21 protein-coding genes are annotated in these 19,727 nt (G+C 43.2%); 19 read left to right on the top strand and 2 right to left on the bottom strand.

Annotated features, from left to right (window positions below; all coding sequences use genetic code 11):
- Positions 1-4: 4 nt before the first annotated feature.
- On the bottom strand, positions 5-1,360 hold the full coding sequence (locus JN178_RS01065; RefSeq protein ID WP_202263212.1) for an MFS transporter: 1,356 nt from the start codon (positions 1,358-1,360) through the stop codon (positions 5-7).
- A gap of 240 nt (positions 1,361-1,600) precedes the next feature.
- On the opposite strand from JN178_RS01065, the gene uvrA reads away from it, so the two are divergent.
- Positions 1,601-4,423 (top strand): excinuclease ABC subunit UvrA, encoded by a 2,823-nt coding sequence (uvrA, locus tag JN178_RS01060; RefSeq protein WP_202263211.1) that lies wholly within the window; start codon positions 1,601-1,603, stop codon positions 4,421-4,423.
- A gap of 158 nt (positions 4,424-4,581) precedes the next feature.
- Entirely contained in the window at positions 4,582-4,749 is a 168-nt protein-coding gene (locus tag JN178_RS01055; protein WP_202263210.1) for a hypothetical protein, read from the top strand.
- Positions 4,750-4,814: 65 nt separating this feature from the next.
- Here JN178_RS01055 and JN178_RS01050 read toward each other — a convergent pair whose 3' ends face one another.
- Positions 4,815-6,314 carry an Hsp70 family protein gene (locus tag JN178_RS01050; RefSeq protein ID WP_159627215.1) on the bottom strand — a complete coding sequence of 500 codons (1,500 nt, stop codon included), beginning with the start codon at positions 6,312-6,314 and terminating at the stop codon, positions 4,815-4,817.
- A gap of 333 nt (positions 6,315-6,647) precedes the next feature.
- On the opposite strand from JN178_RS01050, the gene JN178_RS01045 reads away from it, so the two are divergent.
- The 17 genes from JN178_RS01045 (at position 6,648) to JN178_RS00985 (ending at position 19,721) form a co-directional block, all read left to right on the top strand.
- On the top strand, positions 6,648-8,804 hold the full coding sequence (locus JN178_RS01045) for a winged helix-turn-helix domain-containing protein (RefSeq protein ID WP_202263209.1): 2,157 nt from the start codon (positions 6,648-6,650) through the stop codon (positions 8,802-8,804).
- A gap of 366 nt (positions 8,805-9,170) precedes the next feature.
- On the top strand, positions 9,171-9,359 hold the full coding sequence (locus JN178_RS01040) for a hypothetical protein (protein ID WP_202263208.1): 189 nt from the start codon (positions 9,171-9,173) through the stop codon (positions 9,357-9,359).
- A gap of 31 nt (positions 9,360-9,390) precedes the next feature.
- Complete coding sequence (locus tag JN178_RS01035) at positions 9,391-10,065, top strand: helix-turn-helix transcriptional regulator (RefSeq protein WP_232369658.1); 675 nt, start codon at positions 9,391-9,393, stop codon at positions 10,063-10,065.
- Between the two features lie 35 nt (positions 10,066-10,100).
- On the top strand, positions 10,101-10,286 hold the full coding sequence (locus JN178_RS01030) for a hypothetical protein (RefSeq protein ID WP_159627219.1): 186 nt from the start codon (positions 10,101-10,103) through the stop codon (positions 10,284-10,286).
- Positions 10,287-10,300: 14 nt separating this feature from the next.
- Positions 10,301-10,909: an HlyD family efflux transporter periplasmic adaptor subunit gene (locus tag JN178_RS01025; RefSeq protein WP_202263206.1), complete on the top strand. Its 609-nt coding sequence runs from the start codon at positions 10,301-10,303 to the stop codon at positions 10,907-10,909.
- A gap of 527 nt (positions 10,910-11,436) precedes the next feature.
- A complete protein-coding gene (locus tag JN178_RS20220) occupies positions 11,437-11,559 on the top strand; it encodes a hypothetical protein (RefSeq protein ID WP_264180795.1) in 123 nt (40 codons plus the stop codon).
- A 36-nt stretch (positions 11,560-11,595) separates the two neighbouring features.
- Positions 11,596-11,721 carry a hypothetical protein gene (locus JN178_RS20215; protein WP_264180794.1) on the top strand — a complete coding sequence of 42 codons (126 nt, stop codon included), beginning with the start codon at positions 11,596-11,598 and terminating at the stop codon, positions 11,719-11,721.
- A 36-nt stretch (positions 11,722-11,757) separates the two neighbouring features.
- Positions 11,758-11,883: a hypothetical protein gene (locus tag JN178_RS20210; RefSeq protein WP_264180793.1), complete on the top strand. Its 126-nt coding sequence runs from the start codon at positions 11,758-11,760 to the stop codon at positions 11,881-11,883.
- 42 nt (positions 11,884-11,925) lie between these two features.
- Complete coding sequence (locus tag JN178_RS20205; RefSeq protein ID WP_269752172.1) at positions 11,926-12,051, top strand: hypothetical protein; 126 nt, start codon at positions 11,926-11,928, stop codon at positions 12,049-12,051.
- A gap of 284 nt (positions 12,052-12,335) precedes the next feature.
- Positions 12,336-13,256 (top strand): HEAT repeat domain-containing protein, encoded by a 921-nt coding sequence (locus tag JN178_RS01020; RefSeq protein WP_202263205.1) that lies wholly within the window; start codon positions 12,336-12,338, stop codon positions 13,254-13,256.
- A 14-nt stretch (positions 13,257-13,270) separates the two neighbouring features.
- Positions 13,271-14,176 (top strand): transposase, encoded by a 906-nt coding sequence (locus tag JN178_RS01015; protein WP_159627222.1) that lies wholly within the window; start codon positions 13,271-13,273, stop codon positions 14,174-14,176.
- Positions 14,170-14,874, top strand: coding sequence for an ABC transporter ATP-binding protein (locus tag JN178_RS01010; protein WP_202263204.1), 705 nt, complete (start codon positions 14,170-14,172; stop codon positions 14,872-14,874). The genes JN178_RS01015 and JN178_RS01010 overlap by 7 nt, the downstream gene beginning before the upstream one ends.
- Positions 14,874-16,001 (top strand): ABC transporter permease, encoded by a 1,128-nt coding sequence (locus tag JN178_RS01005; protein WP_202263203.1) that lies wholly within the window; start codon positions 14,874-14,876, stop codon positions 15,999-16,001. The genes JN178_RS01010 and JN178_RS01005 overlap by 1 nt, the downstream gene beginning before the upstream one ends.
- 13 nt (positions 16,002-16,014) lie before the next feature.
- Complete coding sequence (locus JN178_RS01000; RefSeq protein ID WP_202263202.1) at positions 16,015-16,683, top strand: hypothetical protein; 669 nt, start codon at positions 16,015-16,017, stop codon at positions 16,681-16,683.
- Positions 16,684-16,685: 2 nt separating this feature from the next.
- Positions 16,686-17,828, top strand: a complete 1,143-nt coding sequence (locus JN178_RS00995) for an efflux RND transporter periplasmic adaptor subunit (RefSeq protein ID WP_202263201.1) — start codon at positions 16,686-16,688, stop codon at positions 17,826-17,828.
- Positions 17,828-18,508 (top strand): ABC transporter ATP-binding protein, encoded by a 681-nt coding sequence (locus JN178_RS00990; protein ID WP_202263200.1) that lies wholly within the window; start codon positions 17,828-17,830, stop codon positions 18,506-18,508. Before JN178_RS00995 ends, JN178_RS00990 begins: the two co-directional genes overlap by 1 nt.
- On the top strand, positions 18,495-19,721 hold the full coding sequence (locus JN178_RS00985) for an ABC transporter permease (RefSeq protein WP_202263199.1): 1,227 nt from the start codon (positions 18,495-18,497) through the stop codon (positions 19,719-19,721). Before JN178_RS00990 ends, JN178_RS00985 begins: the two co-directional genes overlap by 14 nt.
- The last annotated feature ends 6 nt before the right edge of the window (positions 19,722-19,727 follow it).

Below are 19,727 nucleotides of genomic sequence, written 5' to 3'. Positions count from 1 at the left end.
CCAGCTACGTTGCGTCTAACACTTCTCGCGCTTTTAGCGCATCAAAGTCCCTATCGACCTTCAAATATACTGCGCCATTATGGTGGTTTAATGTCACGTCAAGTACGCCGGGAACTGCGCTTAACCCTTGCATAAGTACTTGCTGAGAGCGCTCATCTAATACTGCATCGGGTTTTGAAGCTTGCATCATTACGCGTTTCACCCGGCTCACTTCTTTCAATCCCGCAATAATGAAGAGCCAAAGTACTGTGCATGCTGCGCCAACGCCATAAGCAATGTCAGGTGTCCATATATCGGTTACAAAGCCCGAAACAATACCGCCTAGAAATGCGCCAAAGAACTGAAAGCTGGCATAAATGCCCATTGCAGTCCCCTTTTTTCCTGCCGGTGCAATACTTGAAACTAACGCTGGAAAATTTGCTTCCAAATAATTAAAGCCCGTAAAAAATAGAACGACTGCCGCAGTAACCATCCACCAACTGTGTGTCTGCGTACTCAGTGTGAAGAACGCCGCTCCCATCAATACAATCGCCGTGAATAGCAGCGATTTTGGCGTGCGTCCACGCGCGGCCCCCATCATCAGTACAAGACCCACAATTGAAATACCTAGAACCGGCAAGTAGACGCTCCAGTGACTTTCCAGCGTCATATCAAAATGCAGTAGCGTAACGGGCAGTTGCACGAACAATAGCGTAATTAGCATGTGTAACAACAGCACGCTTACGTTTAAGCGCCATAGCTGCGGCGATAACAACAGCTGTTTTAGTTGGTCTTTTTGTGGCAGCGTATCACCACTACTGAGTTGCTCTGAATCAGGAACAACCCATTTGACTAGGGGCATACAAAGCACCGCTAGCAACCCCGTAATGGCAAAAACACCAGCTAACCCATAACTGTTGGCTATTAATGGGCCTAGAATAACCGCGAGATAGAAAGAGAAGCCTATGGCAATGCCGATAATGGCAAGTACCTTGGCGCGCTGGCTTTCACGGCTGACATCGGTAGCCAACGCCATAATGGCACCGGCAATTGCGCCCGCGCCTTGTAGTATACGACCCACTATCATCATTATCATATTATCGGCACTTGCGGCGACAAAACTGCCTATCGCGAAAACACATAAACCCAATAATATAACGGGCTTTCGTCCCCATTTGTCTGACATCATGCCCATGGGAATTTGTAATGCAGCTTGTGTTAAACCATAGCCACCAACCGCTAGTCCTACCAATAATGGTGAGTAATCTGGGTAGTCCATTGCCGCCACTGCAAGAACTGGCATTACCATGAACAAACCCATCATGCGTAAAACATAGACCGAAGCGAGCGCAAGTGCAGCGCGTAATTCCAAAGCGTTCAAAGCGTCAGTGTTCCTCAAAAGATGAAATAGCGCGTAGAGTATCTCTACAATAGAAAATTTAAGGTCACGAAGTGTAGCACAATTTGTTCACCTGCCCACGTACCTTAACATGGATTAATACTTGGATTAGTGGGTTGGCGAATGTGATCCCCCGCGCCTTTACGAAGTATAACTTGATTGTCATATCACTTTACTTGACAGCTATGGCATACTGATTCTTTTTCTCTCATTTAGGCTTCAATGGATAAAATCGAAATTCGCGGTGCTCGCACCCACAACTTGAAAAACATCGATTTAACACTGCCACGAGACAAACTGGTGGTGATTACCGGCCTGTCGGGCTCGGGGAAATCGTCTCTTGCATTCGACACCTTATACGCAGAAGGCCAGCGTCGCTATGTTGAGTCTTTATCGGCGTATGCACGTCAGTTCCTTTCCATGATGGAAAAGCCAGATGTTGATCATATTGAAGGCCTATCGCCCGCAATATCCATTGAACAAAAATCAACATCACACAACCCGCGCTCGACCGTGGGAACTATTACAGAAATTTACGACTACCTGCGATTAATGTTCGCGCGCGTAGGTACTCCTCGCTGTCCAGATCACGATGTACCGCTTGATGCACAGACCGTTAGTCAAATGGTAGATAAAGTGCTGGCGATGCCAGAGGGTAGCAAGTTAATGCTACTTGCTCCTATCGTGAAAGAGCGTAAGGGGGAGCACGTTAAAACCTTGCAGAATCTTTCTGCTCAGGGCTTTATTCGAGCGCGCATCGATGGCGAAGTGTGTGATCTCTCTGATCCACCACCACTCGACCTACACAAAAAGCACACCATCGAAGTCGTTGTCGACCGCTTTAAAGTGCGTGATGACATGGCGCTGCGCCTTTCTGAGTCATTTGAAACCGCGTTGAGTCTTGCAGGTGGCAACGCCGTTGTTGCCGATATGGATGATAAAGACGCTGAAGAAATTGTGTTTTCAGCTAATTTTGCTTGCCCGCACTGCGGATACAGCTTGAGTGAACTTGAGCCGCGTTTGTTCTCGTTTAACAATCCGGCGGGCGCCTGCCCTACATGTGACGGTTTAGGTACAAGACAGTTCTTTGATCCTATGCGAGTGGTTGGCAACAAAGAGCTCAGTTTATCTGGAGGCGCAATTCGAGGGTGGGACAAGCGCAGTTACTACTATTTTCAAATGCTGCAAGCTGTTGCAGATCATTACGGCTTTAGCCTAACTGTACCGTTTGAAGAGTTAGATAAAAAGCATCAAGACATTGTGCTTTATGGCTCAAAGGGAAAGTCACTCTCATTTAAATATATTAATGAGCGCGGCGACATCATGGAGCGCAAGCATCCGTTTGAAGGCATTATTCCCAATATGGAGCGTCGATATCGTGAGACTGAGTCAAACTCAGTGCGCGAAGAGTTAGCTAAGTATTTAAGTCAACAGCCATGTAATAGCTGTGAAGGCACACGCTTGCGCGTTGAAGCACGCAATGTATTTATCGAAGGTACTAATTTGCCGGCTATCGCTGATATGTCGATAGCTGATGCTTTCGGTTTTTTTGAATCATTAAGCCTTGAAGGTCAAAAGGCGCAAATAGCAGAGAAAATCCTAAAAGAAATTCTCGACCGTTTGCGCTTTTTGGTCAATGTCGGCCTTAATTACCTTTCAATGTCTCGTAGTGCCGATACCCTATCAGGCGGTGAAGCCCAGCGTATTCGCTTAGCAAGCCAAATTGGTGCGGGTCTTGTCGGCGTCATGTACGTGCTAGATGAGCCTTCAATCGGTCTACATCAGCGTGACAACGAGCGACTTCTTGGGACGCTCACGCACCTGCGAGACTTAGGTAATACAGTACTGGTCGTAGAACACGATGAAGATGCCATACGCGAAGCCGACTATATCGTTGATATCGGCCCAGGAGCAGGTGTACATGGTGGGCAAATTATTGCAGAAGGTTCGTTGGAAGATATAAAGAATAGTGAACATTCACTTACCGGAAAATACCTGTCTGGTAGAGAGAAAATTGAAGTCCCTGCAACTAGAAATCAGGTTAAAGACGACATCTGGCTAGAGCTAAAAGGGGCAACTGGCAACAACTTGAAGTCGGTTGATTTGCGTATTCCTACCGGTGTGATGACCTGTGTGACTGGTGTATCGGGGTCAGGTAAGTCAACCCTTATCAATGACACCTTTTATAAAATTGCGCAACGTGAGTTAAATAAGGCGACGACTTCAGAGCCCGCACCACACGTTTCAATGACCGGTCTTGAACACCTTGATAAAGTGGTCGATATCGATCAAAGTCCCATTGGCCGAACACCGCGTTCTAACCCAGCAACCTACGCAGGTATCTTTACACCTATTCGCGAAATGTTTGCAGGTACACAAGAATCTCGCTCTCGCGGTTATAAACCAGGAAGGTTTAGCTTTAACGTGAAAGGTGGCCGCTGTGAAGCGTGTCAGGGTGATGGTGTCATAAAAGTAGAAATGCACTTCTTGCCTGATGTGTATGTGCCTTGTGATGTCTGTCAGGGTAAGCGCTACAATCGTGAAACGTTGGAAATTAAGTACAAAGACAAGAACATTCACGAGGTTCTTGAGATGACGGTGGAAGATGCACGTCATTTCTTTGATGCGATACCCGCAATCTCAAGAAAATTGCAAACGCTCATGGACGTGGGTTTGTCGTATATTAGATTGGGACAAGCTGCTACTACTTTGTCAGGTGGTGAAGCACAGCGTGTAAAATTGGCAAAAGAGTTGTCAAAAAGAGACACTGGCCAAACCCTATACATTCTCGATGAGCCTACAACAGGGTTGCACTTCCACGATATTAAGCAATTATTAGCAGTGCTTCACAGGCTGCGTGATCACGGCAATACCGTTGTGGTTATTGAGCATAACCTTGATGTTATCAAAACCGCAGATTGGATTGTCGACCTTGGTCCAGAGGGAGGATCCGGAGGTGGCCAGATTATTGCAGAAGGAACACCTGAGCATGTGGCAGAGCAAGACGTTTCACATACAGGACGCTTCTTAAAACCCATGCTCTAACAAGCAGATCAGCATGTTACGGCGACAAAATGGCCAAACGCAGTCATTTTGTCGCATAAATTGATAAATATAACGCTGGTCAGAGCTTGTTTTGGTGAATCATGAGATACGATGATTCGTGGAATTTATTGCAGTAAGAATTGCTGGAGCAACAACGCATGAACCAAACGCCGCCATTAGCCTTAGTGAAGACTTGGTATCACCTACTTTCATCTTCTGAAGACAACGATGTAAAAGCACGTGCCCAAGAAATGTTACTGAAAGCCTTTGAGTCACCAGAAGCTATTGCTGTTTATTTGAAGCAGCACAATATTCTTCAGCATTAAGCGACAAAAAAAGCGTTAGTGATGTCACTAACGCTTTTTCGTTTTTATCCTTTCAACGCCTCGCTTCAGTGCTTAGCAGCCTGAATAGCAAGTCCTTCACATACCGAATTAAATGCATCATTTTCTAGTCGTGGTAACCCCGTCAGTAAGTTTTCATATAGGGCATCAACGACAATTGGCGACAAACTCATACCGCCTGTAATCATGACAACTTCGGGCTTTTCTACACTGTTTTCTAAACACTCCACCACTAATGCTTTTACTTTATCGAGCCAAGGTTTAAGTGCTTTTTTAAGTGCATCTTGTGTTATCTCTACATCAAAGTCTTCTTCGATGTAATGTAGTGGTAACGTGATATTTTGCTTACTCGACAACAGTTCCTTTGCCAAGCGAGCCGAGTTAACCACACGCGCAGATAGTTTGTTTTCCTGCACAATCAACAGTCTTTCTAATTGCGCAGGCTCTTTTATCACCGACATAGTTTGCGAAATATCTAAACCATAATCATCAGAGAAAAATCGCGTTAGCGCAGGAATGTTGTCGACAGCGCACATATCCGAAAAGTATGTGGGTGGTACAGGCAGGCCATTTATCATTTTAAGGCCCATTCCCATTTCTGGCGCAATAGCTTTTAACACTAAGCTCTTATCGCAATCCATTCCCCCTAAACGGCGCCCCGTTACCGACAAAACATCATCTTTTCTGTCTAGTTGGTTAGTGCGTTCTGGAGAAAGCTTAATACAACAGATATCGGTAGTACCACCGCCAATATCCACAATAAGAGTTGTAGTATCTTTAGGCAGTGTTTGCTCAATTTTATACGCTGCCGCAATAGGCTCATCCAGAAAATTAACACCAGAGAAACCGGCTTTCGTCGCGGCCTGAGTCATGATTTGAATGGCCTGTGCGTTGCCTTCTTCGCCACGCGTTCCATGAAACTTTACTGGTCGTCCAATGACCGCACTGTCAACTACCGTACCTAGCTGCTGCTCTGCACACTGTTTAAAGTAGGCAAGTTGCTTGGCGATAATGCCGATAAAGGCTTGTTTTTGATCACCGTCTAGCGAAGCACCTAAAAAGTTTTTAGGTGAATAGATTAGTCTGCCCTTATCTGGCATCTTCAAAAAACGTCTGAACCCTTCTTCACCAAACGCAAACTTACCGTGCTCAACAAGGCGTAACAGTGGAATTTCATCAAGTGACATGGCATGCATCAATTGAGCAATCGCTTTGCGCTGCAAGGCTGGCTTATTGTGCAAATCTCCGCGAAGTGAATTTATGCGGTCATTATACATAGCCTGTTCTTTGGGATCTTTCGCAGCGTAGTAACCGTCTTTCGCTTTATCTATCTGATCATTGATTGCGCGTTGAAGTTGGGCAACTTTCGCTTCAACCATCGCGTCTGGCGGTGGCGGCAACTCATCCTCAAAATAAATAAATACCGAAGAACGAATTTTGTTACCTTTCTTATCTAACGGGTCAAGTTTAATGTGCTGATGGGATGCACCATCAAAATACACAACCTCAGAATTTGATGTACCGTAGTCAATCCCAATCGCAGTCATAGTTCCGTTGTCATATCCAGCATTGAATGATTAAAAATAGCGGGTAAGTCTACTATACAAAATCATTCCATCCTATGAACTTACCCATGAATATCGTCAATTCGTTGAATCACTGCACTCTTTAGCGAAGTAAAAACAAGGCTATCAGGTACGTCCACTTAGGTTGTGTGAATGTTATATAAACCCACAATACGCTGCTCTCCTTTAAGCATTGACACTTTCATTAATACTTTTAAACAAATCACGTGGTGTAAGACGCTTTGAGAATGCCGTAAAAGTGTGTATTGTTTAAACAAAGCAAAATTAAAATCAAAGACAATTAGGCTAGCTGGCATGAGTAACACGGTAGTTGTACAGGGCAAGGGAACTGAAAGTTCGCAAACTGATGTCGAGCACACGGCTACCCCTGAAACCTTCAGCTTTGAACAGTTTACTGTCGATACCCAGCGAAACTTACTCTTAGAACACAACCAAGAAGTCGCAATTGAACCAAAAGTCTTTGATTTATTGGTTTTTTTATGCCGAAACGCCGATAGATACGTATTAATCAATGAACTGCACGAAAAGGTGTGGGCCGACCGTGTTGTAAGTGATGCCGCTGTCAGGCGAGCAATTAGCAAATTGCGTACGCTGCTTGGCGAAACGGATAACCACTCACTAATTAAGTCGATGCATAAACGGGGGTACAAGCTAGATTGTACCGTTTCACATCATGCGCAAACTCACAGTCCAAATGGTAATACAGCCAGTGCGCTACACGCTGGAATTACATCGCGTGCACGCTCATTTTTAACGGTTTTTCGTCACTCTGGCCGGATTCCCTCTTCGGCACTGGTTATCGCCATGTTGCTATTGGGTGCCATTTTATTCTATTCGCTGCAAACAGCAGTGCCAAGCCAAACAAAACTGATTAACTTCTCAGGAGAGAAGATAAGCGCAAGTGCTAACAACGACGCGAGTGAAATAGTATTTGCGGGCAAACTCATTGGCGAGCAAGGCTTTCAACTGTTTCATGCAAACTTAGAAAACCAGAACATTCGACAATTAACACAAAATGCCAATAATGTTACTGAGGTGAAATTTTCTCGCGACCAGCAAAATATTATTTTTATTGATCTGTCTTTGGGCGGCTCCAAAATACTCAGTAAAAACATTAGCAACGATGCTGAAACCACAACATTAGTAGAAGGCTTCAGTATTGTTTCCGATTTTGATGAGTCCCACGATGGCAGTGGTTTGTACTTTGCCGCAGTGAAGGATGCACAAGGGACGGGACAAGTTTATTATCTCGACTACACCTCTGGAAATATTGAGGCAATTACATTTGCTCACGATACGAATTCAAACGATTACCGCGTAGATGTTTCGCCTAATGGCGATTACTTGCTTGTGACTACGTCTATGAGCGGCTTGGAAGAGCACGTACTTTCACTGTTCAATACACGCAATAGAGCCATCGTTAAACGATTTTTTCACAGCAGCGGCTTATACGAAGTCACCTGGCTCAATAATGAAGAAATTATGCTACTTGATAGCACAGAAATCGTAAAAGTTGAGATTGAGGGTGCTGCACAAACGTCTATCGCCCTTAATAAAGATAGCAATACCATCGACATTGAACCTTTAAGTCGTGACGAATATATGGTGGTTCGCAATTCTTTGTCTGACTCGTATTTCATTGAAGTTAGTCTTCCTTCATTTGACACCGCCACACAAAAAATCATCGCAACACCAGGCGACTCCGTGGATGAGGTTCGTTATTTGGGTCAATCGGGTGAGTTGCTTTACGTTGTTAAAGACGGCGCTCGTTCTGAGCTTGTAAGAAGAGAAGGGAAAGAGCAAGTATCATTGTTGCAGACAACTATGAATCTTAGTTTGCTTGATGTAGCCCCTCAAAACGATTTCATTCTTCTGACCCTCGATGGTCTTCTAGCACTTTTGGAAGTAGACACCAATAATGTGAAATACATCACTACCGGTGGCCATATGATCGCACATGATGGTGTGTTTAATGCCAACGGTGATGGCGTAATTTATGGTGTGAAAGAACAAGGCATCTGGAAAATAAAAGAATACCAATTAGATAATCAAAAAACGGTAGATTTATTTTCAGATTTCAGAGCAGCTAGGCAAGTTAAAGATAAAGTATTTCTTTTAAATGAAAATTATGAACTAAGTGTTTTTGATCATAAAAGTAAAACAATTAAAGCATTGCCCTTTTCACTACCCTCGGCAGAAAATACGAATTGGTATGCTGATAACCGATATATTTACTTTAGCGACTTTGATGGACGAGATGCACATTTTAATGTTCTCGACCATAATGGCGAACGTATTAGCGAAAAAACCTTCAATGCGTCTTCTATTAGCGCATCTTTCGATATTGACGAAAGAAGAAACAAAGCAATCCTCAAAAGCTGGCCGTACTCAGAAGCTGAAATTCTATTGGTTGACGCAGCTGCGCTCTCCTCTGTTAATCCAAAACATTAAGTTAAAACGCTTTTTAATGGTGACGTTGCATATCGAACTGTAAAACATTCTGTAACCATGATGTCAAAGCGATGAAACCTGCTCATCGACTCCACTTTTATTCTCTTTAAAAAGCCTTTTTTCTGTTAATCCCCCTAATTAATTATGGCTCACCCATTTTCTCACCCACTCAAATAACAACAAAATAATACATAAAATTCAACAACTTACAAATGTAACCAAACTGTGACCATCAAAAAATAGCTTGGTTACACATAAGGTTTTATAAAAATCATGAAACAGTATTGCCATGGTTATTCCATAAACAGCCATTGTTGACCAGTATGAACTCGAACCAAACAAAACAACTCTACTGAGGAATACAACATGACTACTTCACGCATTAACGTAAAAACAGTTTTCACAGCAGCACTACTTACTCTTTCACTTGTTAGCACAGTTAACGCGAAAGAAAGCACAACATATGAAGTGAGCGTTACCGACCAAGATGGTACTACAACGTCTGACCCAGCGACTATTTGCATCATGGTTCCTAAGCTATGTAGAAGAGACTAATTTTTCACGAACTACGATGTGGGTGATTAAAATGAAAAAAATTAAATTTCTGATAGATGAAATTAAAAAAGTAAAAACCAAGCCCCAACTCATTAGTTTTTTCAAAGGAATAACCTCTTTGGATGCCTATTGTTGGGCGGGAATAATAATTCAAGAAAATGAAACAGCCACTTGTGTAAATAAGAAAATAATTGGTGATTTACCAAGTGATAAATTAGAAAAAATACTCTCTAATTTTCCTAATAAATTTTCTTATAGAAAGTTAACTGAAATTGAATTTATTTTTAGAGAAGAGATAGAAAATTCAATTTTGGTTGACGATGACTTATCAGGAATTTTGCTTTTACCTTTTCACGGTGCTGGTAATGATTTTGGATATTTCGTTTTAGGAATATCCAAACGTGGGAGCAATCCAGTAACGCGAATTTCTGAAAAACTTGGCTGGTTTTGGTCCATTATCGTTCCCTATTTATACGCGGCCTATGACTGTGCGTGGAAAGAGGACCAAGTACACATTACCAAGCGAGAACTCGAATGCATTCGGTGGGCGTCAGAAGGTAAGACGTCGTGGGAAATAAGCCAAATTCTCAATATTTCCGAGCGCACCGCTAATTTTCATATTTCGAATTACATTCAGAAAACCGGGAGCACTAACAGACAACAGGCCATTGCGAAGTGCCTGTTGAAGGGACATTTAGTGCTATAGCCCTTGATTCACTACACAACAGAAGGTGATTGAAAATGGACAAAAATAAAGCGTTTAAGGAAATGGGAATCTCAATGAAAGAATTGCGAATTCTAGAGCGCTATTGCAGCGACGATGTGGATGCATCAAACGATGAATTTGCATCGTGCAACGATAGCTATGACTACTCTGACAGTACGTTCGCAGAGGGCGACTTCTCAATTTCAACCTGCGATTATTGAATAGGACGATGATGATGAGTGAGCTAAAGAAGACAGCAACGCAGATTCAATCTTCAGCGCGAGATTGGAAATATTTTCTGCTCATTCTATGCGTATTACTCAGCAGTATTGTATTGCTTGAAGCGACAAAAAAGGCACGCGCGCTTACCGCTGCTTTGACGGCACCAACAGTAACCGAAGTATATTCACCTGACGATGCAGTAATTGTAAATATCAGTGCTGAAAACGGGCAAACTGTGGATGCAAACGAGATCCTAATGACCTTATCAAGAGAGAACTCGCAGCAAAAGCATATAGTCACGTCTCCTATTTCGGGGACTTTCTCTTTTAAGAAATCTGCCGGTGATTATATTCGAAAGGGCGATATTGTAGGGGTGGTTATACCGAACATCGACTCGAACCAACTTTACTTTAAAGTGCTCAATGGTGATGTAAGCGAACTGAACACAGGTGATAAACTCGAAATAGTGATTGAGAAAGAAACATATCCAGGCAGCTTAGCTATGATCATCGGCGACGTAGATAAAACGTCCTATCCTAAGCTTTTAATACAAACAACCGCTGCACTTTCACTAAACAACAAGTCAGCTCAAAAAAAATACACCATAAAAAAGCAAACTTAAAATCAATAAAATCATACTGTTAGAAAAAAACATGTAACCAGATCTGATCCCCCCTGTCAGATCTGTCAGTTATGTCATTCGAATATTTCCGAATAATAGCAACTGTTCCTGCAGACAAGCAGAACAGAAAATTGCTAATGACCAAGGAGATATTCGATGAAAAATGTACCTTCGCTAAATCAACCAGTCTCACTGTATGGCGCGCACTGCCAGGCTGATACCACGCTAAGTATTCCAATCGGTGTCTTTATTGGTCTTGGACTCATTATCCGATGAACGTTTATTTCAGAGCTAATCGCTATCGCACAAACGTTTTAGATACAAAACACTATATTAAACAGCTAATTAGATTAACGTTTTTTGTATTGCTGTTGTTAGTCGTTAGCTTTTTAAGAAGAAAAATATAAGCGAAATTTTGGGACGCGTAATGTTGGGCATTCAGGTGACAACAAAGGTGCTTACTTACGCCTAAACCCAGAATTGATTGTAAAGAAACCAACTAAAAGTCATTTAGATAGGAAAGAATTATGAAAAATTTACCTTCACTTTGCCAACCAGTATCACTGTACGGTTCTCACAAAGAACATGAAACGGTAGTTATTGGCGTAGGGATACCTATTGGCATTGTTATAGGCATTTACCTTCGATAACCAAAACGCAACACCAACAACACTAAGGAGAAACACATGAAATCTATCCCAACACTAAATCAACCGGTTTCGGTTTACGGCTCACAGGCTGAACATGAAACTGCGGTGGCTATTACTGTCGGTATCGCTATTGGTATCGCGGTTGGTATCTACCTTCGCTAAGTAAAAACAACATTTTAATCAAAAGAGGAAATACACATGAAAACTATCCCAGCGCTTAATCAACCAGTATCTGTTTACGGTTCACAAGCTGAACATGAAACAGCAGTCGCAATAACGGTAGGTATTGCTATTGGTATCGCGGTTGGTATCTACCTTCGCTAATTAACACTCACTTTTATTAAACAACAAAAAAAGGAAAAACTTATGAAAGCTATCCCAACACTAAATCAACCAGTATCTGTTTACGGCTCACAAGCAGAACATGAGACAGCAGTGGCTATAACTGTAGGTATCGCTATCGGTATTGCGGTTGGTATCTACCTTCGCTAAACCTTAGCGTTATAGTATTAGCCTAAAAACCTCGTAAAAATATGGCTGTACGCTGAAGTATCGAGAATTGCACCAACACTTGGGGACCATCCAAGAGTAGCGATAGCTTGGTATAAATCTGGATATTTCAGCGCTTTCTTTGTTTGATCATTGGTATTTACTGTAGGTAATTATGCCAAACCTACCCTATTTATATACTGTTAGATGTGACAGTTACATAAAATAGCCATGTCCTCATAATGAATTTACCCATTGGGTCAGTTTATATATTACGAGGATATAAAATGAGCACCGAAAAATCCGTCCATGACATTAGTGAACTTCAATTAAATGTTCACCAAACCTATAAGCAGCATCCCTTACTTAACGCTTTGATGGCGAAGCTAGAGAATATCGAGCACTTTTCGTTCTTCGACTTTAGTAATGACTTTGAAGCACTTGTTGCCTCAGACTTTCTTGACTTTGTTATTGCCAAAGAAATCGGGGCGTTTAATTGCGAGGAGTACTATCAACTTCCGCTCTATCACGGAAATGACAGAGTAAAAGGTTGGTCTATTTTAAATACGCCGTATTTCAGACTTACCACCTTCTCATTTAACCAAGCCGGTATTTCAGTACACCGAGAAAACAAAGTAAAAGAACAGTTTTCATTAAAAATAACCCCACACAATACTTTGCTTTATTTTGCCAAAGCGAAGGGAACCATTCTTGATATTTATGAAATAGCATCTGAGTTAGATAGCCAAAATGCCAGTCAAACTATCAAGCTAAAATCAACTATCACATTGAATGATGGCGATGTCATTAAGCTAAAAGCAGGAATGAATGCTATTCATTTCCGTGAAGTGAACGATGACATGGTTTATCACGAAGTATCTGATTCAAAAAGCCCTATTAAAGTCATTGGTGAATACAACCTTGCATCGCTTCAGCTCGTAGGCGTAAGTGCAGCGAATATCGCCTCTTCACGCGCAGAAATGTTTGCAGAAATGGTCGCCAACCTCAATCACAAAGCCTCAATCCCTGTTCTCGAAAAACTGGGAACGCATACAGACCATTTCGTTCGCTGGAGCGCAGCGATGAACCTTTACACGTTAGATCAAGACGCGGGTGTTCAACTTATTCACAAGCTCACATCAGACCCTCACCCAGATGTACAAGCAACGGCCAAGCGCTGCTGTGAAATGTTTGCCGAACAACATTAATAAGGACTACCACCATGGCGATTGAATTAAGACCACAAAATACAAACGTTATTTCCCTTGAAGAATTCATAGAGTACGCAGAAGAACACGTTGATATGCGTGATGAGCAATCACTTAAAGATGCTGCTCCTATGATGAAAGCACTGGGTAATAACCGTGACTTCCTTGCCGACAAGATTAATGAAGAATTAGTAAAGCTGGCTAATTTTCAGGAAGACAATCATTACGGTGCACAAGTATTGATGCTCGGCCGCTGTAAAAAATTCTTTATGAGAGCGTGCTTTTGGCCAAGTGCCCAAGACAAGTCTTACAAAGAGAGTGGACCAGAGTCATTTTTCTATTACCTTCCGCACGACCATAACTTTAACTTCTTGTCAGTAGGTTATTACGGCCCTGGCTATAAAAGTGAATATTATGAATACGATCATGACAAAGTCATTGGCATGCCGGGTGAAAAAGTTGATCTGAGATACATTCGTACCTCTCAATTAGAGCAAGGCAAAGTCATGCTTTATCGCGGAAAGAAAGACATTCACTATCAAATTCCGCCTGAATCTTTCTCGATTAGCATTAACTTAATGGAAGATAGCCTAGATCTTCCGCGAATTAACCAGTATCGCTTTGACCTTGAGAATAAGCGCATTCACAGCCTAATTAATCGAAACAGTGGCCCTGTACTTGCCGACATCGCTGCCAAAGTGGGTAACGACAATACCCGTCAGTTGCTGAGTGATTTAGGACAGCGTACTACCTGTCTACGCACTAAGTCCGCCATCGTTAAGTCACTTGCGACACGTCTGCCGCAGTCACAAAAAATTGATTTTATCGAAAGTCACCTGACCGGCAAGAACGACTACTTTAACGCTCAATTACGCCATCAAATTAGTGAGCTTCAAGTTAGGGAGACATCACTATGTTAATCGCTAAACAATTAGGTAAACGCTTTAAGGCGAACCGCAAGCAAGAACAATGGGGTGTAAAGAACCTCAACTTAGTGGCAAACCCTGGTGACGTCATTGCTCTACTAGGCAGAAATGGGGCTGGAAAATCTACGCTTATGCGATTGTTGGCAGGTATCTACCAACCAAGCGAAGGCAGCGTTGAAATAAGCGGCAATCCTCATGGTCAAGTTCAACTACTTACGCCAGCTGACAACCTTTACCAAAAGCTAACCGTGTTAGAGACGCTTCACTACTTCTGCGACTTGTACGAAATAGCGCGTAGCAGTATCGAAAGCACCATTGATGATGTAACTCGACGATTCAATCTTGCATCGTTTCTGGACAAAAAAGTCGGCGACCTTTCAACGGGCATGAAACAACGGGTGAGCTTAGCGAAAGCATTTCTTGTTGACCCTCAAGTGATAATGTTAGACGAGCCTACCGCGGGATTAGACATTGAGTCGAGCTACAAGCTTATAGAGATCATTCAAAACCTAAGTGGGCTTGGCAAGATCATCATAGTGTCGACTCACAACATGTCTGAAGTACAACAAATCGCAAACCGCGTGTTGATGCTAGAGCAAGGTCGTCTTATCTACGACAGACCAATGAGCGATTTCGAGGCAAGTGGAGACAGCCTAGAAGCGTCATACATGAAAACGCTGGAGGCTGCATAATGTTTAACTCTGCCATTGTACGTTCAGTATACGCGAAAGAGTTTCGCGAATTTTTGCAAGACACACGCACACTTATCATTGTGTTCCTTATACCCCTTTTGTTTGTACCAGCGGTGACACTGATTACCTACAGCACAAGTATGGGGGTTGAAAACAAACCCAGCGCTATTGCTGTACTTCACAACGATTGCAGCGAACTTCCCAATGATATTGCAGGGCAAGTGCAATGCTTCGGACCAGAGGCCAGAACGACCATTCAAGACAACCTACGCGATGGTCATCTAGACGCGATGCTAGATATGAGTTCAGGCACGTTATTACTTGCCAATGCAGCGTTAACCGCTGAACCATTGCAGCAAAAAATGGAGCAGTTCTATCTACGCAGCACTTACGCGCCTACGCCGCCATTGCAAATTGAAGATCTGCAAAGCGACACCAGTGTTGTCAATATCATTGGTACTAGCCTAGCCAATATTATTGTCATGCTCATTATCGTGTTTAGCTTTGTTGGTGCACTGAATTTCGGTATGGACATCACTGTAGGCGAAAAAGAGCGCGGTTCATTTCGTTTGTACAGCGAGTTTAAGGATAAAATCCAGTCAATATTTGCAGGTAAGTTAGTGTTCACTTCTTTCTGTGCAGCATTGACCGCAGCGCTAGGTATAGTGGGGATCTTACTATCAAGTGTTGCTGTTGATACCGTTTACGGCAGCGCAGCGAGCACAAGTGCAAGCGATATCGACAAGATGTCAGCTTTCTTCCAATACCTCGATATGCTCAATACTACCGATATCATCGTCGTATTTTGTTACCTCATTCCAAGTATTTTTCTCATTTCGGCATTAACCAATCTACTGGGTTGCATCGCCAAAAACATGAAAGAAGCTAAGTTACTTGGTGTCTTGCTAATGATGGCACTAATGGCGCTTTCAAAAATTCACCTTGGCGATGACATGTTTTTCTTTACAGCATTTATCCCTGTTTTAAATGTGTTTAGCGGCGTCAATATGGCACTCGCCTTAGAAGTCGACTATGCGCACCTACTGGTAGCCACGTTAGTGAACATCGCTATTTGTATGAACACCTTGTTCGATATCAAGAAACTTATCCTTAAAGAAATCGTTTAGTCAGGAGGCGGTTATGAACTTTTCTATTGCAAATTACACGACCGAAAAATCGGTAAAATGGCTCCCCCTTGTTTTAGCAGCCGCTATCATCTTTGGCTTCTGGAGTTGGTATTTCAGCGCGGTAGACGGCACTTGGTTATCACAAACTATGTTTAACGCGAAGGCCGCTGTAGCAGACATTACGCCTGAAGAACGCGACATGCTAAAAGCGATGATCACACCAGGCCTACTAAAGACATCAACCATGTTTGGTGCACTTGGAGGCCTAATCTTAACCGCACTGTTAATGTCGACATACGTAACCTTGTTTAGCCGTTTTGCGATGCCAGCCGACAAAGAGGTACCGTTTGCGCTGTCATTTAACATTGCCTCACTTGCTTCTCTTGGCACAGCACTATTACACGGTATGTATGCGCTATACGTGCTACTCAGTCCCGAGAATAAAGTGAGTTTGTATCAGGTTGACTTCCTTACCTTTAACAACTTGATCTTCAACTTAGCGCCGACACATCCCATGTTTTCGCTCGCTAATGGCATATCGCTAAGTTCAGTGCTGTTTGTTGGTTTGTGTGCTTACTTACTGCATAAACGCACGCATTACCCATTGGGTAAAGCCGTAGCAGTATATGGCGCACCTTATCTTGCAATCGTCGGCACAATCTTATTTCTAGCGGTGGTGTAACGATGAAAAACTCAAAACTTGTATGGGGACTAGTGCTGTTAGGCATTAGCTCTCCCTTTCTGAAACTTGCAGCAGAGTCTGATAAGCAGAAGTACGTAGAGGTTGCGCAAGTGACTAAAGGTGACTTGGATGAGCATTTGGTTGCCACTGGCAAAGTGTCTTATGACAGAGAGCTCAACCTTGACTCTAAAGTGGTTTCTACGGTTACCCAAGTGTTTGTTGAGGTCGGCGAGCGCGTGAGTAAAGGCGATACGCTGCTAGAGCTCGATAGCTTCACGCTAGATAGTCAAGAAGCCCTACTGAAAAAGCAATATGACAGCTTAGATATTGAGCTTTCTATCGCGCGAGGTAAGGCACAAGACACCGAAAGACAACACCAAATCAATCAGACACTGATGGCCAAAGGTCTTATTGGTAAAGAAAAGCTCGCACAAAGCCAGCAAGCATTAACCAATGCGAATCTGGAAGTAAAACATATATCTTCGCTGTTAGCAGCCAAGCAAGTACAGCTAGACGAAGTACAAGGTTCGCGACGCTATCTCACCATTAAAGCCCCCATGGACGGTCTTATCATCGACTTAAACGCGGTAGAAGGCGAAAACGTTTATCCCAACCAGATGAATGTAGATTTCAACTTCTTGGTATCAATGGCTGATAACTCGTCAGTGTTTGCTGATGTACAAATTGATGAGCGTTCGCTCGCTAATGTACACATAGGACAATCAGCGAGCGTCTTTCTCGCCTCCTACCCAGACACGCCTATTGAAGGAAAGATTAGCTTTATCTATCCCACTGTGGATAAGAGCTCTCAAGGGATACGCAATAAAGTGCGCGTGGAGCTTAATCAAAATGCGCTGACCGGTCTGAATTTCCGTCAAAACATGAGCTGCTTAGTAAAAATTAAGCTAGCGACAAGTAAGGAAGGCACGCTTGTTCCCATGAAAGCGGTTGTTGAGCAAAACGATGCAAAATTTGTGTATGTGCTCAACGGCAACGCAGTACGTCGCCAGTTAATTCAAGCAGGTGAGTCTGACTTTCAATTACAGCGCATTGTGTCGGGGCTGAGTGAGAGTGACAAAGTAGTAGTGGGGCCAATGGACGTACTGCTCAATCTCACTGACGGCGAGTCGGTAAGGATCTTGTGATGATTGAGTTACACAGCATTGAAAAGTCGTTCAGTGGCGACAATGGCAAAGTGGACGTGCTACGCCAACTGTCATTACGAGTAGAAAAGTCTGAATTTGTAAGCCTACTAGGGCGTTCTGGTGAAGGTAAATCTACCTTGCTGAATATCCTTGGCGGCTTCGACAAATTCGACTCAGGTTCATATCAATTCGGCGACATGGAAGTTAGTGCGCTTGATAGCAATCAACTTACCGACTTTAGAATGTGTAACATCGGCTTTGTCTTTCAGAGCTTTCACCTTATCAAGCACCTCACCATCAGAAAAAATGTTGAGTTGCCGTTGCTGTTAAGAAAAATCAGCGAAAGCGAGCGCAAAGCACGGGCGCTTGCCATGTTAGAACGGCTCAATATTGCTGATAAGGCGGATTGTTACCCTCGCCAGCTTTCTGGCGGCCAGTGCCAACGGGTTGCTATCGCAAGAGCCCTTGTTGGCAAGCCAGGCCTTATTTTGGCCGACGAACCCACCGGCGCACTAGACAGAGAAACAGCCGACAGCATTCTCGAATTGTTTCAGCAACTGAACAATGACGGACATACCATCATTATGGTGACACACGATCCTGCCGTTGCACAAAAAGCTCATAAAGCCTTTGAACTATCGCAAGGTAAATTAGTGAGGAAAGTGTATGAAAAACATTAATTTTTCTATTGATGTGATGACTCACGTGTTTGAAAGTCTGCGCGTAAATGCGTTAAAAAGCAGCCTTATCATCGTGAGCGTTGCTATTGGGGTAATGGCGCTCATTTTGGGTCTCACCTTTTCTTCAACCTTATCAAAATCTCTCGTTTGGCAATTTGAAAACCTGGGCTCCAACACGTTAACCGTGTCGTCCTATTTGCCATTAACCGAGCAACTAAAAGGTAAAAAAGCCCACATCAGCCACAGTGAGTACGAATACATAAAACGTAACGTCGCTGACAAGACACAAAATATAACACCGATCATTCAGGTACCAGGTGCTCGCGTTCAGTACGCAGGAAGAACACTACAACCTAGCGCCTTGGGCACAACATACAGCTACATGCAAATGCGCAGTCGTTATGTGGCCCAAGGCCGTTTCATCAACGATGCAGACAATACGTTACGCCGTCGCTCATTGGTTATTGGGCAAACCGTCGTTGATGATTTATCGCTAACGGACCCCGTAGGCGAATATATAAAAGTGAATGACGAATGGTTTGTCATTGTTGGCGTTATGCAAGAGAAAGGCAGTCTTTTTGGGATGGACTTAGATGAAATCATCATCATGCCTTACCAAACTAGCCAAGCGTTTTTACCCGCTGACGATCACCAAGATGTACTCATTCAAATGAATGCGAAAGATGTTTCGCAAATCAACAGTCTCAAGAGACAAATATCGGGCATGTTGAGGGAGCTTCATCACATTGAAGCTGCAAAGCGCGATGACTTCAAAGTAGAAACCACCGATGAACTGCTCAGTACATTCAACAGTGTGATTAAGATAGTCTCGGTAACACTCATTGCCGTTGTCGCACTATCGTTGGTAGTGGCCTCAGTCGGCATGACCAACATCTTTTTACTTAGCATTACAGAAAGAACCAATGAGATAGGACTGCTAATGGCCCTTGGTGCCGGTCGCAAGTTTATCTCTTCACTCTTTATTCTTGAGTCCAGTGTACTTACGACCGCTGGAGGCATCATCGGCATGTTTTGTGGCTATGTTTTAGCGCTTTTGATGAGCATGTTTTTACCTGACAAGTACACCGTCGAGTTCCCTATTACCACGGGCTGTATTGTCGTTCTATTCTGCTTTTTACTCGGAGTGTTAGTTAGCCTAATACCTGCGTCGAAGGCCTGTACCCTATCGCCCTCTCGGGCATTAACACAATAAAGATTT

It is taken from the genome of Alteromonas sp. KC3, assembly GCF_016756315.1.
In the GTDB taxonomy this organism is placed as follows: domain Bacteria; phylum Pseudomonadota; class Gammaproteobacteria; order Enterobacterales; family Alteromonadaceae; genus Alteromonas.
The sequence above is the reverse complement of the archived record's forward strand: the minus strand, read 5'-3'. Positions and strand labels throughout refer to the sequence as shown.

Coding starts and splice junctions, on each gene's coding strand:
- JN178_RS20215 (WP_264180794.1), top strand. CDS start 11,596: ATGAAATCTATCCCAACACTAAATCAACCGGTTTCGGTTTACGGCTCA.
- JN178_RS01025 (WP_202263206.1), top strand. CDS start 10,301: ATGAGTGAGCTAAAGAAGACAGCAACGCAGATTCAATCTTCAGCGCGA.
- JN178_RS01035 (WP_232369658.1), top strand. CDS start 9,391: ATGAAAAAAATTAAATTTCTGATAGATGAAATTAAAAAAGTAAAAACC.
- JN178_RS01045 (WP_202263209.1), top strand. CDS start 6,648: ATGAGTAACACGGTAGTTGTACAGGGCAAGGGAACTGAAAGTTCGCAA.
- JN178_RS01040 (WP_202263208.1), top strand. CDS start 9,171: ATGACTACTTCACGCATTAACGTAAAAACAGTTTTCACAGCAGCACTA.
- JN178_RS01000 (WP_202263202.1), top strand. CDS start 16,015: ATGAACTTTTCTATTGCAAATTACACGACCGAAAAATCGGTAAAATGG.
- JN178_RS00985 (WP_202263199.1), top strand. CDS start 18,495: ATGAAAAACATTAATTTTTCTATTGATGTGATGACTCACGTGTTTGAA.
- JN178_RS01005 (WP_202263203.1), top strand. CDS start 14,874: ATGTTTAACTCTGCCATTGTACGTTCAGTATACGCGAAAGAGTTTCGC.
- uvrA (WP_202263211.1), top strand. CDS start 1,601: ATGGATAAAATCGAAATTCGCGGTGCTCGCACCCACAACTTGAAAAAC.
- JN178_RS01010 (WP_202263204.1), top strand. CDS start 14,170: ATGTTAATCGCTAAACAATTAGGTAAACGCTTTAAGGCGAACCGCAAG.
- JN178_RS01050 (WP_159627215.1), bottom strand. CDS start 6,314: ATGACTGCGATTGGGATTGACTACGGTACATCAAATTCTGAGGTTGTG.
- JN178_RS00990 (WP_202263200.1), top strand. CDS start 17,828: ATGATTGAGTTACACAGCATTGAAAAGTCGTTCAGTGGCGACAATGGC.
- JN178_RS01020 (WP_202263205.1), top strand. CDS start 12,336: ATGAGCACCGAAAAATCCGTCCATGACATTAGTGAACTTCAATTAAAT.
- JN178_RS20210 (WP_264180793.1), top strand. CDS start 11,758: ATGAAAACTATCCCAGCGCTTAATCAACCAGTATCTGTTTACGGTTCA.
- JN178_RS00995 (WP_202263201.1), top strand. CDS start 16,686: ATGAAAAACTCAAAACTTGTATGGGGACTAGTGCTGTTAGGCATTAGC.
- JN178_RS01015 (WP_159627222.1), top strand. CDS start 13,271: ATGGCGATTGAATTAAGACCACAAAATACAAACGTTATTTCCCTTGAA.
- JN178_RS20205 (WP_269752172.1), top strand. CDS start 11,926: ATGAAAGCTATCCCAACACTAAATCAACCAGTATCTGTTTACGGCTCA.
- JN178_RS20220 (WP_264180795.1), top strand. CDS start 11,437: ATGAAAAATTTACCTTCACTTTGCCAACCAGTATCACTGTACGGTTCT.
- JN178_RS01030 (WP_159627219.1), top strand. CDS start 10,101: ATGGACAAAAATAAAGCGTTTAAGGAAATGGGAATCTCAATGAAAGAA.
- JN178_RS01055 (WP_202263210.1), top strand. CDS start 4,582: ATGAACCAAACGCCGCCATTAGCCTTAGTGAAGACTTGGTATCACCTA.